Raw genomic sequence first — 13,530 nt, forward strand, 5'->3', positions numbered from 1 at the left:
CCCCCACATCGACGAGGAACCATGGATCGCGAAAAGATCACTCTCAGCGGCGCTCAGGAAACCTTGCTCGCCACGCTGTACGGCAGGGCGGTGGACAGCCGTTCACCGGACTCCGTCCTGCACGACCACACGGCCCGGGAGGCCGTGGAGCGCGTGGCCTACGACTTCGGCAAAACGGGGATGACGGATACGACAGCGGTCGGCATCGCCCTGCGGGCGAAACAGCTCGACGACTGGGCGATGGAGTTCCTGGCCGAGCATCAGAAGGCCACCGTGCTCCATCTCGCCTGCGGTCTGGACACCCGGGTGCAGCGCCTGGACCCGCCCTCGTCGGTGCGCTGGATCGACGTCGACTACCCCGAGGTGATCGAGTTGCGCCGGCGGCTGCTTCCCGAGCCGTCGGGGAACTACGAGATGGTCGGCGCCTCCGTGACCGATGAGGCATGGCTGCGCGAGGTGCCCGACGACCGGCCCACCGTGGTCGTCGCCGAGGGGCTGACGATGTATCTGCGCAAGGAGGAGGGCAAGCGGCTGATTCAGCGGATCACCGACCGGTTCCCCAGCGGCCAGTTGCTCTTCGACGTCTACGGGCCGCTGGGCATCCGACTCCAGAAGATGGTCCCCGCGGTGCGCAACGCGGGCGCCACACTCCACTGGGGGCTGGACGACCCCCATGAGATCGAGAGCTGGCACCCGGGGCTGACCTGCCTCGACGCGGTGCGCAGCGTGGACATGCCGGGGGTGGAGAAGATGCCCGCCTCCGGCCGGATGAGCATGCGGCTGATGGCACACCTTCCCGGCTTCCGGGATGTGGGCCGGATCCTGCGCTACCGCTTCTAGGGCCTGTCCGGGGTTGTGATCCGTCGAGCGGGTTCGCCGGGCGGTTATTTGATGCCCACCAGCATGGAGTAGCCGTCCGTCAGCGGTTCGATCCGGCTGCCGCGGAAACCCGCCTCGGCCATCCAGGCGCGGCCGTCGGCGGCCAGGCCCTCCTGGTCCCGGTAGATGGCGTCGAATACATCGCCGCCGTGCTTGTGCTCGTTCTGCGGCTTTCCCGTTCTCAGCGCCTCGGTGAGCGATCCCCAGAAGGGATACAGCCGGCTGTTGGCCATCTCCAGAATGCCGCCGGCATACGGGGCTGATCTCGTGCCGCATAAGGCTCCCTCACTGCTTCCCGGATGTGCGTTCGCACCGCACCTGGCCGCATTTCGGCCTCGCTACGCTACCGTGCCGTTGCCCCCTACACCGGTCGCGTCCCGGGCGGGCCGGGGCCGCGCTTGACCTTGACGCAGCGGCAGGGTTTCTACTGGCACCATGCGCATCGGAGAGATCGCCGCGCTCGTCGGAGTCACATCCCGGACCGTGCGGCATTACCACCACATCGGCCTGCTGCCCGAACCCCAGCGGCGGGCCAACGGCTACCGCGTCTACACCATCCGGGACGCCATTCTGCTGGCCCGGATCCGGCGGCTGACCGAGCTCGGGCTGGCCCTGGACGAGGTGCGGGACGTCCTCGCGGACGACGCCGGGCGCGAACTGGCCGAGGTGCTGGGCGAGCTGGACGCCGACCTGGCGCGCCAGGAACACGCGATCCAAAAGCGCCGCAAGGCGCTGGCGGCCCTGCTGGCCGGGCCGCTCACACCGGACGCGCCGATCTCCCCCGCACTCGCCGAGCTGCTGAAAAGCGCACCGGTCACCTCCTCACCGACCGCCGCCAAGGACCGCGAGCACCTGATCCTGCTGGACGGGGTGGTCGGCGGTGACGCGGTGTACGCGGCGCTGCGGCCGCTGGCGGACGACCCCGCCGTGGTCCCGATGTACGAGCGGCTGGACGAACTGGAGGGGGCCGCGGCGGACGATCCGCGGATCGCGACGCTGGCCGACGACCTGGTCGCCGCCGTACCCGACGAGGTCCTGGCGGCCATCCCGGACAGCGGCCCGACGGCGACGGGCTTCGAGGAGGCGCTCCTCGCCGACTACTCGCCGGCCCAGGCCGAGGTGGTGCGCCGGGTGATGGAGAGGGTGACCGCCCGGCTGAGGAGGAGGTCGTCATGAATCGGCGGATCGCACGGACGGCGGAGCGGGCGACGGGCGCACTGGAGAAACTGGTCCCGGCGATCGTGCGCCGACTCATCCGGCACGAGATCCGGGCCCTGCACAGCCTCTGGCTGTGGGTGCTGCGCCGCCGCCACCAGATCCCCGAGGGGGCGCTGGCCTTCCCCTACACCGGGCCCCAGACGGCCATGATGTACGGGATGCTCTTCGTCTCGGTCATCGAGACGATCGCGCTGGCCCTGGTGATCCCATGGCCGGTCGTACACCGGATCCTGCTCGTCATCGATGTGTACGGGGTGGTGCTGATCCTCGCCCTGCACGCGGCCTGTGTGGTCCGGCCGCATGTGGTGGGGCCGGACGGCTCACTGCGCATACGGTACGGCGTGCTGTTCGACCTGCGGGTTCCGGCCGCCACCATCGCCACCGCCCGGGTCGACCGGCGCTATCCGGACGGACGGCTGGTGCGGGTGAGCGCGGACGGGGTGCTCGACCTCTCGGTGGGCAGCCAGACCACGGTGACGGTGGAGCTGGCGGAGCCGGTGGCGTTCGTACGGCCGCTGGGCGCGCGGGGCTCCGCCCGTACCCTCCGGTTCCACGTGGACGATCCGCGGGAGGCGGTGGCCGCCCTCACCCGGGTCCGGACGGCCCCGCCGCCCGTGCCGGGCTCCGCCGCCTGAGCACTCCGCCGGGAAGTGCCCCGACCTGCCGTCGATCGTCCGCGGCGTGGCCGATCGCGCCCAGGCGGCGGGGCCGCACATCGACACAGCCCCCGCCTCCTTCGGGGCGCCCTCAGCGGCGCCGCAGTGACGGGTCGAGCAGCGCGGGCGGGGTGTCGTGCTTCTCATGTGCGGCGAGATCGGTGCCGGGGGCCACGATCGCGTCGATGGCGTCGAGCACATCGGCGGAGAGCACGGTGTCGGCGGCGGCCAGTTGCGAGTGCAGATGGTCCAGTGTGCGGGGGCCGATGAGCGCGCTGGTCACGGCGGGGTGCGCGGTCACGAAGCCGAGCGCGAGCTGGATCATGGTCAGACCGGCCTCGTCGGCCACCTCGGCCAGCCGCTCGACGGCGTCGAGCCGGGCCCGGTTGGCGGGGATGGTGAGGTCGAAGCGCTCCGGCATGAAGGCCGAGCGGCTGGTGGTGATGTCCCGGCCCGCACGGATCGCGCCCGACAGCCAGCCCGAGGCCAGCGGGCTCCACACCAGCACACCGAGCCCGTACTGCTCGGTCACGGGCAGCACATGGGCCTCGATCCCGCGTTGCAGTATCGAGTAGCTGGGCTGCTCGGTGACGTAACGGCTCAGGTGGCGCTCACGGGCGGTCCACTGGGCCTGCACGACGCGGTAGGCGGGGAAGGTCGAGGAGCCGAAGTAGCGGATCTTGCCCGCGCGCCGCAAGTCGGTCAGCGCCGACAGCGTCTCCTCATCGCTGGTGCTCGGGTCCCACCGGTGGATCTGGTAGAGGTCCACGTGGTCGACACCGAGGCGGCGCAGGCTGTTGTCCAGTTCGGTGACCAGCCAGCGGCGCGAACCGCCCCGGTGGTTGCGCTCATCGCCCATGGGCATGCCCGCCTTCGTGGCCAGCACGATATCGTCGCGGCGGCCCGCGATGGCCTTGCCGACCATCTCCTCCGACTCGCCGCCGCTGTACATGTCGGCGGTGTCGATGAGGTTGATCCCGGCCTCGAGAGCGGCATCGACGATGGCGGTGGCCTCGTCCTGGGTGGTGCGCCCGATCGCGCCGAAGTTCATCGCGCCGAGCGCGAGTGAGCTGACCTGCACACCGGTGTGGCCCAAGGTGCGGTACTGCATGACCGTGTTCCTTCACTGCGGGGAAGCGTGGCGGCATCGCGAGATGGCGATGCGTGGTTTGGTCGCGGGCCCCTGCTCTGGCATCATAAGCAAACGGAACCTCGCTCCGGTAAAGATACGGAACGTCGTTCCGCTTGGCAAGCCCGGTAGTGTCCGGCAGTCCCGGCAGTCCCGATAGTGTCCGGCAGTGGAAGGAGCGGCGCGGTGAACGACGGCGGCAAGGGCGCGGAGCCCGCGGCCCGGTCCAAGCGGGCGGACGCCCGGCGCAACGAGGAGACGCTGCTCGACGCGGCCGCCTCGGTCTTCGTCAGCTCGGGCGTGGAAGCGCCGGTGCGCGATATCGCGGCCAAGGCCGGTGTCGGGGTGGGCACCATCTACCGCCACTTCCCGACCCGGGCGGATCTCATCATCGCCGTCTACCGGCACCAGGTCGAGGCGTGCGCCGAGGCCGGTCCGGCCCTGCTGGAGAGCAGCGAGACCCCATACGCCGCACTGACGCGGTGGATCGACCTCTTCGTCGACTTCCTGGTCACCAAGCATGGCCTCGCCGCCGTACTCCAGTCCGACAACAGCGGCTTCGACACGCTGCACAGCTACTTCATCGACCGGCTCCAGCCCGTGGGCACCCAGTTGCTCGAGGCCGCGGCCGCCGCCGGCGAGATCCGGCCCGGCCTCGAGGCGTACGAGCTCATGCGCGGCGTCGGGAACCTCTGCATCGGCGCCGACCACGATCCCCGCTACGACGCACGGCGACTGGTCGCGCTCCTCATCGCGGGACTGCGCCAACCGCGGTGACAGCGCCCGATTTCTGAGTACGTTCTGAGTATCCGGACGGATGCGGGGTCGGGCGCATCCGCCCATCGTTGTCCGCATGAGTGAGACACCGGTCAAGCAGCAGAGCACGGCCGCGTTCTACGGCCAGGCGATCGCCTCCTTCGGCGTCGCCATGGCGGCCACCGCCATCGGCATCTTCCAGCTGAGCGCCGACGCCTGGGTGCGCGGCTTCCTGGCCATCTCCGTGCTCTACCTGGTGACGTCCGCGTTCACCCTGGCCAAGGTGATCCGGGACCGGCAGGAGGCGGGGCAGATCGTCAGCCGGGTCGATCAGGCACGGGTGGAGAAGCTGCTCGCCGGGCACGACCCCTTCGAAAAGCTGTGACCACCACTCACACCGACACCCCGTAGCCGGGATCGGGCTCACACCCCCGGTGGTGGTCCGCTGGTGCCGCGTACGGTCAGCTTCGGATCCAGTACCGCCTCCCGCGGCTCCGGCGCCCCGCTCCCCAGCCGCTCCACGGCGAACCGAACCGCGTACTCGGCCATGAGCACCGCGTCCTGGCGGACGGTGGTCAGGCCGATCGGCATCGGATGGGAGAGGTGGCGCCGCCTGAGCGCAAGGATCCCGTCAAAGGTGTTCGCGGCGGCGTAAGAGGTGCGTCAGGGCGCATTCCACCTGGTCGTACGCCCGACTTAGCGTGCTCGTATGGAACGGATCATGGCCTGGTCCGCCCGGACGCCCCGTGGCCGCCGTCAGGGTGCGAACGCACGGTGGGCGGTGTGTATCGCGCTGGCGTTCGCCGGGGTGACCACGCTGCTCGACTGGGCCTCGGGCGGGCTCACCGTGGCGCGGGCCGATCTGTGGGCCCTGCTCGGAGTGGCCGCCTTCACCGTGCTCCGGCCACCGCGGGTGACGGCGGGCGGCGGCCGGCTGACGGTTCGCGGTTTCGTACGCGTCCGCCGGGTGCGTATCGACGCCCTGGCCGGGGTGTGGCTGGACGGCCGGATCGCCACCCGGCTGATCCTGTGGGATGTCCACGGCCGCCGGGTGGCGCTCGACCTCCGCGCCCTGGCCGCGGACCCCGTCCTATGGCATGAGCTGGAGACCGGTGCCCGGCGCTCCCTCGAACGCGGTACGTTGCGGCACGGCACCGAAATCCTGCGGTTGCTGGGCCGCGACCTCGACGACACGGCCGCCCGGGGGATCCTCGGGGCGTCGGGCCTGGAGTAGGCACACGGGCACCGTCGGGCCTACTCAGAGCACACCGAGCCCCCGGGGCCCCGGCGGCGGGTCAGCCGCGCAGCGCCCGCAGATGTGCGCTCCGGACGTCGGTGGTCTGGCCCTGCACCACCAGGAACAGGCCCTCCCGGGCCAGCCGCTGGGCGGGGCTGCCGAGGCCGAAGGCCCGGCCGCCGCCCGCGACGAGCGCCGCGGTGGTGGCGGCGCGCAGCACCTCGTAGGCCCGGGTCTTCACCGCGAGCCGGTCGGTCAGGCGCTCGCCCGCGGGGACCTCGTCCACCAGCACGTACGCCTCCCGGCGGACCTCACGCAGCCGTTCGGCCAGCACCTGTGCCGTCTCCTTCGCCTCCGCGTCTCCGGCGGCCGCCAGCAGGTCCAGGGCCGCGCCGGCCACGCCGAACACGGCGGGGTTCGGGTTGGTGTTCTTCGGCCGGTCCATGACCGCCCACTCCTCGTGAGGACGGCTCCGGACCACCGCCTCCTCGGGCACCACCAGGCCGTCCAGCTCCAGGCCGACCGTGCGGGTGCCGGTCAGCGCGGCCAGCTGGAGCGGCGGTGTGGGCCGCAGACCGGGCTGCTCCCGGGCGTCCGCGAAGGCGAACAGCGCCTCACCGTCGTCGGTGACCCCGGCCAGCAGCATCACGTCGTTCAGGCCCCAGCCGGTGTACCACGGCACCCGGCCGTCGAAGCGCCTGCCGCCCGGGACCCGGGTGACCCGCACCGGTCTGCGGGGGAAGGCCCGCAGATGGGAGAAGGCGATACCGGACAGCAGTGTGCCCTCGCACAGCGGCCGCAGCAGCCGCTCGCGCACCGGGGAGCCGGAGGTGGCGAGCATCCTGACCGGGGTGTGGTGCTGGGCCTGGACGAAGTAGGTGGAGCAGCAGGCCCCGGCGAGGATCTCGGCGATCTCGCGGGCGACCGCGTCCGGCGCCTGCGCCCCGCCGTACGCCGCGGGGCCGCCCACCCCGAGCACCCCGGACCTCTTGACCTCGGCGATCGCGGCCGGCGAGACACCCTCGCGGTCGGCGGACTCGGCGCCGGGGGCGAGCACCTCGTCGGCGAGGCGCCGGGCCGCCTCGATCAGCGTCGGGGCCGCGGCGGTCATGAACGCTCCTTTCGTCGGCACGTCGGCACGTCGGCACATCGGCACATCGGTCGGTCGGCTCGTCGGCTCGTCGCTTCTTCGGGGTGGGCCCGTCCGGCCACCTGTCAGGTCGCCGGGCCGCTTACGCGTGGGCGTCGGGGGACGTGAGACCGGCGAGCAGCAGACGCATGCCGCGGTGGAAGTGGGAGTCCCAGTCGTCCTCTTCGAGAAGCGGGAAGTGACCGGCGAGGGTGGGGTATTCGTCGATATGGGCGCGGATGTGGGCGTCCACGGCCGAGCGGGTCGCCGCCTCGTCGGAGCGCTGTTGCCACACCGCCTCGGAGGAGGCCGAGCCGATCACATAGTGGGTGATGGTGGCCGCGGCGGACGACAGGTGGACCCCCTCGAAACCGCCCGTGGTGAGCGCGGTGTAGGCGAACTCCGAGGAGCGCAGGGCGTTGGGCCCCACGAGGGGGCGGGAGTTGGCCAGGGCCGCGGCCCACGGATGGCGCAGGAGGACCGAGCGCAGGCCGGTCATGAACGCCTCGATGTCCTCCTGCCATGAGGCGCTGTGCTCCTCGGGGAGGTCGAGTTCGGCGAAAACCGCGTCGAGGGCCAGGTCGAGGACATCGTCCTTGGTGGCCACATGCCAGTAGAGGCTGGTGGCGTGGGCGCCGAGCCGCTCGGCGAGCCGTCGCATGCTCAGCTTCTGCACGCCGTCGCGGTCCAGCAGCTCGACGGCGGTGGCGATGATCCGCTCATGTGACAGCTGAGGCCGCGGCCGGGACGTCTTCTCCGCGCGGAACCATACGGCTCCCGGTGCGTTCTCCAGCGCCTTCTTCCCTTTGTTCCTGTTCGTTCCCTTGTTCCCATTCGGCTTCGCGCTCACGAGCCCGCAGCCTACCCCGTTGCCGTTACCGCTCCACCACTCCTACAGTGGTGGATAGATTCATACACTGTTGGGGAAATGGAACGAGGGAGAACCATGAGCGACGAAGAAGGCCATCCGCGCCGGTGGGCGATCCTGGTGGCGCTGTGCGCCGCCCTGCTCGTGATCGTCATCGACAACACCGTCCTGCATGTCGCGGTGCCCGCCATCGGCGATGCCTTCGACGCCTCGACGGATCAGCTCCAGGCGGTGATCGACGCCTATGTCGTGGTCTTCGCCGGACTCCTCATCACCGCGGGGGTGCTCTCCGACCGGTACGGGAGGCGGCGCGCCCTCGTGGCGGGACTGCTGGTCTTCGGGGCGGCGTCGGCGCTCGCCGCGGCGGCACCGTCGGTGTGGTGGCTGATCGCCATGCGGGCGCTCATGGGGGTGGGCGCGGCGCTGGTGATGCCCGCGACGCTCGCGGTGCTCGTCGTGGTCTTCCCCGAGCGGGAGCGCCCGCGGGCCTTCGCGGTGTGGAGCGCCGTCGCCTCCGTCGGTATGGCGGCGGGGCCGCTGCTCGGTGGCGCCCTGGTGGACATGTGGAGCTGGGCGGGGGTCTTCCTGATCAACATCCCCGTGGTGGCGGTGGCCCTGTTCGGGGTCGTACGGCTGGTGCCCGAGACGCGGGCGCCCGATCGCCGCGGGCTGGATCCGTTCGGCACCGTTCTGGTCACCGCGGGCATGACCGGCCTGGTGTGGGCCCTGATCGAGGCACCGGCGTACGGGTACACCGCGCCCGCGGTGCTGGGCGGGGCGGCGGTGGCCCTGATGGCGCTGATCGGCTTCGGCGTGCGGCAGCGGCGCTCCGCGGCGCCGATGGTCGATCTGCGGCTCTACCGGGACCGGCGGTTCTCCGGGGCCAGCTTCGCGGTGGCGGTGATGACGATCGCCACCGGCAGCACCCTCTTCGTGCTGAGCCAGTATCTGCAACTGGTGCTGGGCTACAGCGCGTTCGAGACCGGGCTGGCGGCGGTGCCACTCGCGGCGGGGGTCGTGGCGGGCTCGACCGTGGGCGGCCGGGCACCGGCCAGGTTCGGGCCACGGGCCTGCATCGTCGCCGGGTTCACCGTCACCGCGGCCGGATTCGTGGTGCTGGCCTCGCTCTCCGAGGGCAGCGGCTATGTGGCGGTGTCCATCGGGCTGGCGCTGGCCGGTGTCGGATCCGGTATCGCGGGGCCCTCGGCCACCAGCACGGTGCTGGGGGCGGTGCCGCCCGAGCGAGCCGGAATGGGCTCCGCGCTCAACGACACCCACCAGCAACTCGGCATCGCCCTGGGCGTGGCCGGGCTGGGCAGCCTGCTCGCCACCGTCTACCGGGGCAAGCTGCCGGACGGTCTGCCCGACGACGCGATGTCCTCGCTCGGGGCCACCCTGTCCCACGCCCGGGACCACGCGGACGGCGGGGCGCTGGCCGACGCGGCCCGCTCGGCCTTCACCGACGCCCAGTCCGTCACGATGAGCGTCGGGGTGGCGGCCGCCCTGGTCGGCGCGGCCGTGGCGCTGTTCGCACTGCCGGGCCGCGCCACCCGGGCGACGGCACCCGACCCGGAGTCCGAGGAGGCGGGGCAGCCGGGGTGAGCGGGGGGTGCGGCGCCCGGCCGGGTCGTGTCCGGGCGCCGTCCCTTTGCGCGGGCCTCGTGCCGTACCTTGGCGCGGAGCTCGCGCCGCGCCTCAGCATGGGGATCGCGCCGCGCTTGCGCGCACGGCTCACGCCACACGTCCGCATGGGGCTCACGCCGTACCTGACCACACGATGGGGCTCACGTCGTACCGGCTCACACGGCCGGCGCCACACCTCGGCACGGGCCTCGCGCCCCACCTACGCGCATGGCTCGCGCCCCTCGGCACGGGCCGTGCGCCGCACCTCGGCGCGGAGTTCGTGCCGTACCCGAGCACGGGGCTCATGCCACACCTCCGCGCATGGCTCGCGCGCCATCTCCGCACGGCCGGGAGGCTCAGTGGCGTCCCGGTAGCGGCGGGTGCAGCAGCAGGACCGATGGCACCTGGTCCGGGCAGGCGAAGCGCAGCATCTGGTGCCCCACGCCCGACAGGCCGGTCATCAGCCCGGGCGTCTCGCTCCTGGTCGGTGAGCCGCACACCCAGCCTCTCTCCGCCGCGGTGTCCAGCTTCGCCCCGAGCGTGCGCATCAGCCGGCCGGGCTCGGCCCGGCCGGATCGCTCGGCCAACAGGACGAGTTCGAGGTTGCCGAGGTCGCCGTGGCACATGCTGTCGCTGCCGCGGCCGGTGAGCCGATGCGCTCCGCCACCGGTGTGCGAGTCCGCGCCGTGGCCCTCGGGCCGCAGCGCCACCAGGGCGTCGGCGGCCAGTTCCGCCTCCCGGCCTGCCATGCCGGGCCTGCCGATCAGGTCGAGCCGGGACATCCCGATTCCCGCGGCCCCGTGACACCACAGCGACCGGTAGGGCGAGGGCGCCTCGGTGCGGAAGTCGGGCCAGTTGCCCGCCTCGGCGTCGAACACCTCCGTCTCGTACACCAGCCCGCCGTGCACCGCCCGGGCGCGACCCTCATCGGGTGCGAGCGGGGCAAGCCGGGCGAGCGCGGTCACGATGCCCGCCGTGCCATGGGCGAATCCGGTGAGCGGCCGGGCGCTGTCGATCCGGTGGTGCTCCCAGGTCAGCCCCCGCCCGCCGGCACCGGGGACGGCTCCGGCCACCAGGTGCCGGGCGGCCCGGCGGGCGAGGGCCGCCGCCCGTCCGTCGGTGTCCAGTCCGGCGTCGACCAGGGCGAGCAGGACGAGGGCGCAGCCCGCGGACCCCGCCACGATGTCGTACGCCTTGGTGCCGCCCAGGGCCCGCTCGACAGCGGAGAGCACCGGCTCGCGCACCGCGGCCAGATGTGATGTGCCGCCGTGCAGCCGGTCCAGGTGCGCCAGGAAGTACAACGGCCCGAGCAAGCCGCCGAACGCCCCGATGTCGGCCTCCGATTCGGCACCGCCCGCGCCACGGCCGGCCGCGCCCCCGCCGCCCGCGTCGCGGGCCCCGAGCCGGCGGACCACCTCGTCGGCGACGTCCAGCGCCAGCGAGGCGAAGCGTGGGTGGCCACCGACGCTGCCCAGCCGTGCGAGGAAGAGGCCGATGCCGGAGAGCCCGGAGTAGAGGTCCTGGTCGAGCGGGGCGAGGTCCCACACGCCATATGCCACCGGCCGCGGTGCGATCCACCCGATCCGCCCCCGTCCGGCCGTGGCCAGGCGCCGCACCCGGTCCCCGATCTCGGTGGCGGCCGCGACGAGTTCACCGGGGTCGGCGGTGCGGGTGCGCGGCCGACGGCGGGTGGCGGGTGGCGCCTCCAGCAGGCTGATGTCCACCCCACCGGCGAACGACCCGGCGACGATCCGCTCCTGGAGTTCCCGGTCCTCCGGTCCCATGGCCTCGATGCGCCGCCGCACGGCCACGAGGGCCGGTTCGGCGAAGAAGCCGGGCACCGACCGCCCGTCGTCGAGCAGGAGCTTCCGCGCCCCCGGCAACGCCTCGAACAGCGGGATGTCCCCGCGCAGCACCGCGTCCATCTCGGCCCGTGCCACCACCTCGCCGGCGGGGCCCGCGTACCGGCCGCCGCACAGCCGGGCCGTGCCGCGCTCCCGTTCCAGCGCGTCCCGCAGGAAGTCGGGGTGCGTGCTCTCGGTGAGCACCTTGGCGTAGACATAGCTGGGCCGGGGCAGGAAGCGCACCGGTGTGCCGGCGAAGCCCGCCACCAGTCCGCCGGGAGCGAGGAGTTCGGCCCGTTCGGCGGCGATCCAGTCGTAGCCGAAGCGGAATCCCGCCAGCACATCGGATACGTGGTCGTCGAGGCGGGCGTGGCTGCCGTCCGGGAGCCGCGGGCGGTTCTCCGCGCCGGGCGTGCGCACGTGTTCCCACACGATATGCACCTGATCGGTGCCCGCGTTCTTCTCGACGGGCACCGGGACGACGGACGGCTGGTCGCCGGATCCGTTGAGTCCGCTGTAGTCGGCGGCGGACGCGCCCGCCACGGCCCCGTCCAGCACCACCTTGGTGGGCAGCAGCGCGGTGGCGCGCACCGATGCGCGCAGCGCGGCGAGGGCGGGCTCCTCGGGCTCGGCCTCGGCGGTGTCGCCGGAGCCGTTGGGACCGCTGGGGTCGTGGCGGGGCGCCTTCGCAGGCGGGCGGGGGTGCAGCAGCGCTTCGAGGTCGACGAGCACCGGGTGTTCTCCGGAGGCGATGACGTTCTCGTGGTGGAAGTCGGCGCCGTGCAACGCGTGCACCAGGGCCAGCAGCGCTCCGGTGCGCCAGTAGAAGCCGGCCATGTCCCGCGGTGTCGCGCAGGGGCGGGCGGTCACGCATTCCGCCCAGCCGTGGTCGGCGCGGGTCAGGGTGCGCGGGGTACGCAGTCCGTACGGGCTGTCCTGGTTGAAGCGGCGCAGCAGCCGGGCGAACTGCTCGTCCACGGCGAGCGAGCGCGGTTTGTAGAACACCGGTGGCGCGGCGCGGAATTCGACCCGGCACACCGACCTGCCCCGGCGGTGGACATCGCCGTGGCCGAAGCGGACGGACACCACCCCGCCGGGACGGGCGCCGGACAGCAGCGCCTCGCACAGCGGGGCGAGGTCATCGCGCAGATGGCGGGCGAAGCGGAGGCGATCCGCCACCCAGCCGTCGAGCAGTTCGGCCACGCTCCGGGCCAGCACCGGGTACTCCGACCACAGGCGGTGCCGCACCTCGGGCCTGGTGAGGGAGTCCACGAAGAGGGCGTAGCGCTCCTCGCCACTCGCCGCGGACGCGAGCCGGCCCTCGACGCGCGCCACATTGATCTCCAGGATCATGGTGGGTTTCAGCAGCACCGCCAGCCGGTTGACGGGCACGCTTGCCGTCAGGGCCGCACACAGCCCGTCCAGGTCCGTGGGGAAGGGGCCGAGGCGGCGCAGGGCGACGCGCAGCCGGTCCTGGGCCTGCCGGACGAGGGGTTCGGCGATCCGCAGCAGACCGGGCAGCGGCTCCTCACCGCAGGGGCGGTCGGACACTCGGTCCGCGGAGCGCACCCGGCCCGCCCACACCGGGCGGCCGGGCAGCCGGGCGACGAGCGCCGCGGGGTCCTCGCCGAGCAGCCGACGCAGTTCGGGCGCCGTCACCCCGACCGCGCGCAGCCCGTCGGTGAAGCGCTCCTCCGGGCCCCGGAAGGGCGCAAGCGCCCGCCACCCGGCAAGCCGGTCCGCCGCCGGGATCGGGTCAGCGGGGTCCCGCGGCGCGGAGGAGGGCGTGATGCGCTCCCGCAGATAGCGGGCGGGGGCCCAGAAGTCGGGGGCGAGGGATGCGGTGTGGCCGCCGGAGGGACGGCTGGACGGCATGGTGAGTCCTTTCCTGGCGCGGGCCGCTATACGCGTGGTGGCCGCCCGAGAGGCGGCCACCACTGGATTTCGCGTGTGTTGCGGAGGGTCAGCCGCAGCAGTCGAAGAACGGCTGCGTGGAGAGGGTCTCGGCGGCCCCGGTGCCGGTCTCGTCGGGGAGGTCGGCGCTGAGGTCCACCGCACCGGCCGGGTGAGCCGGCTCCACCGCGAGGCCCTCGCGGTACATGGCGTTCTTCCAGGCGGTCACTGTGGTGTTCATCGAAGTCCCTTTCCCTATCGGTGATACGGCGCGGCATCCGGTTCACGGCCGGTCTCC

The 13,530-nt window shown here is 72.7% G+C and carries 13 protein-coding genes and 1 pseudogene; 7 read left to right on the forward strand and 7 right to left on the reverse strand.

Going from position 1 to position 13,530, the window contains the following annotated elements:
• The first annotated feature begins 21 nt into the window (after positions 1–21).
• Entirely contained in the window at positions 22–840 is an 819-nt protein-coding gene (locus AB0E24_RS21270; protein WP_069862399.1) for a class I SAM-dependent methyltransferase, read from the forward strand.
• A 44-nt stretch (positions 841–884) separates the two neighbouring features.
• Here the strand turns inward: AB0E24_RS21270 and AB0E24_RS21275 are convergent, their stop codons facing one another.
• The gene (locus AB0E24_RS21275) at positions 885–1,112 is read right to left on the reverse strand and encodes a hypothetical protein (protein ID WP_069862397.1); all 228 of its coding nucleotides are present in this window, start codon (positions 1,110–1,112) and stop codon (positions 885–887) included.
• A gap of 202 nt (positions 1,113–1,314) precedes the next feature.
• On the opposite strand from AB0E24_RS21275, the gene AB0E24_RS21280 reads away from it, so the two are divergent.
• Together AB0E24_RS21280 and AB0E24_RS21285 are read left to right on the forward strand one after the other, a co-directional pair.
• Positions 1,315–2,055 (forward strand): MerR family transcriptional regulator, encoded by a 741-nt coding sequence (locus AB0E24_RS21280; RefSeq protein WP_069862395.1) that lies wholly within the window; start codon positions 1,315–1,317, stop codon positions 2,053–2,055.
• Positions 2,052–2,732: a hypothetical protein gene (locus AB0E24_RS21285; RefSeq protein WP_232636440.1), complete on the forward strand. Its 681-nt coding sequence runs from the start codon at positions 2,052–2,054 to the stop codon at positions 2,730–2,732. The genes AB0E24_RS21280 and AB0E24_RS21285 overlap by 4 nt, the downstream gene beginning before the upstream one ends.
• 112 nt (positions 2,733–2,844) lie before the next feature.
• On the opposite strand, the gene AB0E24_RS21290 is transcribed toward AB0E24_RS21285, so the two are convergent.
• Positions 2,845–3,864: an aldo/keto reductase gene (locus tag AB0E24_RS21290; protein WP_174882432.1), complete on the reverse strand. Its 1,020-nt coding sequence runs from the start codon at positions 3,862–3,864 to the stop codon at positions 2,845–2,847.
• A 204-nt stretch (positions 3,865–4,068) separates the two neighbouring features.
• On the opposite strand from AB0E24_RS21290, the gene AB0E24_RS21295 reads away from it, so the two are divergent.
• On the forward strand, positions 4,069–4,659 hold the full coding sequence (locus AB0E24_RS21295; RefSeq protein ID WP_069862389.1) for a TetR/AcrR family transcriptional regulator: 591 nt from the start codon (positions 4,069–4,071) through the stop codon (positions 4,657–4,659).
• A gap of 76 nt (positions 4,660–4,735) precedes the next feature.
• Positions 4,736–5,023 (forward strand): YiaA/YiaB family inner membrane protein, encoded by a 288-nt coding sequence (locus AB0E24_RS21300; RefSeq protein ID WP_069863131.1) that lies wholly within the window; start codon positions 4,736–4,738, stop codon positions 5,021–5,023.
• A gap of 38 nt (positions 5,024–5,061) precedes the next feature.
• Here AB0E24_RS21300 and AB0E24_RS21305 read toward each other — a convergent pair.
• Positions 5,062–5,244: pseudogene (locus AB0E24_RS21305) on the reverse strand (substrate-binding domain-containing protein); the annotation flags it as partial.
• A 103-nt stretch (positions 5,245–5,347) separates the two neighbouring features.
• Between AB0E24_RS21305 and AB0E24_RS21310 the strand changes: the two are divergent.
• Positions 5,348–5,872 carry a hypothetical protein gene (locus AB0E24_RS21310; RefSeq protein WP_232564252.1) on the forward strand — a complete coding sequence of 175 codons (525 nt, stop codon included), beginning with the start codon at positions 5,348–5,350 and terminating at the stop codon, positions 5,870–5,872.
• A 61-nt stretch (positions 5,873–5,933) separates the two neighbouring features.
• On the opposite strand, the gene AB0E24_RS21315 is transcribed toward AB0E24_RS21310, so the two are convergent.
• Positions 5,934–6,986 carry an acyl-CoA dehydrogenase family protein gene (locus tag AB0E24_RS21315; protein ID WP_359378970.1) on the reverse strand — a complete coding sequence of 351 codons (1,053 nt, stop codon included), beginning with the start codon at positions 6,984–6,986 and terminating at the stop codon, positions 5,934–5,936.
• Between the two features lie 121 nt (positions 6,987–7,107).
• Entirely contained in the window at positions 7,108–7,854 is a 747-nt protein-coding gene (locus AB0E24_RS21320; RefSeq protein WP_359378973.1) for a TetR/AcrR family transcriptional regulator, read from the reverse strand.
• A gap of 96 nt (positions 7,855–7,950) precedes the next feature.
• Between AB0E24_RS21320 and AB0E24_RS21325 the strand changes: the two genes are divergently transcribed.
• Positions 7,951–9,474, forward strand: coding sequence for an MFS transporter (locus AB0E24_RS21325; RefSeq protein WP_093706320.1), 1,524 nt, complete (start codon positions 7,951–7,953; stop codon positions 9,472–9,474).
• A 377-nt stretch (positions 9,475–9,851) separates the two neighbouring features.
• Here the strand turns inward: AB0E24_RS21325 and AB0E24_RS21330 are convergent, their stop codons facing one another.
• Positions 9,852–13,214 (reverse strand): type 2 lanthipeptide synthetase LanM family protein, encoded by a 3,363-nt coding sequence (locus tag AB0E24_RS21330; RefSeq protein ID WP_359378977.1) that lies wholly within the window; start codon positions 13,212–13,214, stop codon positions 9,852–9,854.
• Positions 13,215–13,302: 88 nt separating this feature from the next.
• Positions 13,303–13,473 carry a mersacidin/lichenicidin family type 2 lantibiotic gene (locus AB0E24_RS21335; RefSeq protein WP_079152910.1) on the reverse strand — a complete coding sequence of 57 codons (171 nt, stop codon included), beginning with the start codon at positions 13,471–13,473 and terminating at the stop codon, positions 13,303–13,305.
• Positions 13,474–13,530: the final 57 nt, after the last annotated feature.

The organism is Streptomyces malaysiensis subsp. malaysiensis (genome assembly GCF_040653035.1).
In the GTDB taxonomy this organism is placed as follows: Bacteria; Actinomycetota; Actinomycetes; order Streptomycetales; family Streptomycetaceae; genus Streptomyces; species Streptomyces malaysiensis.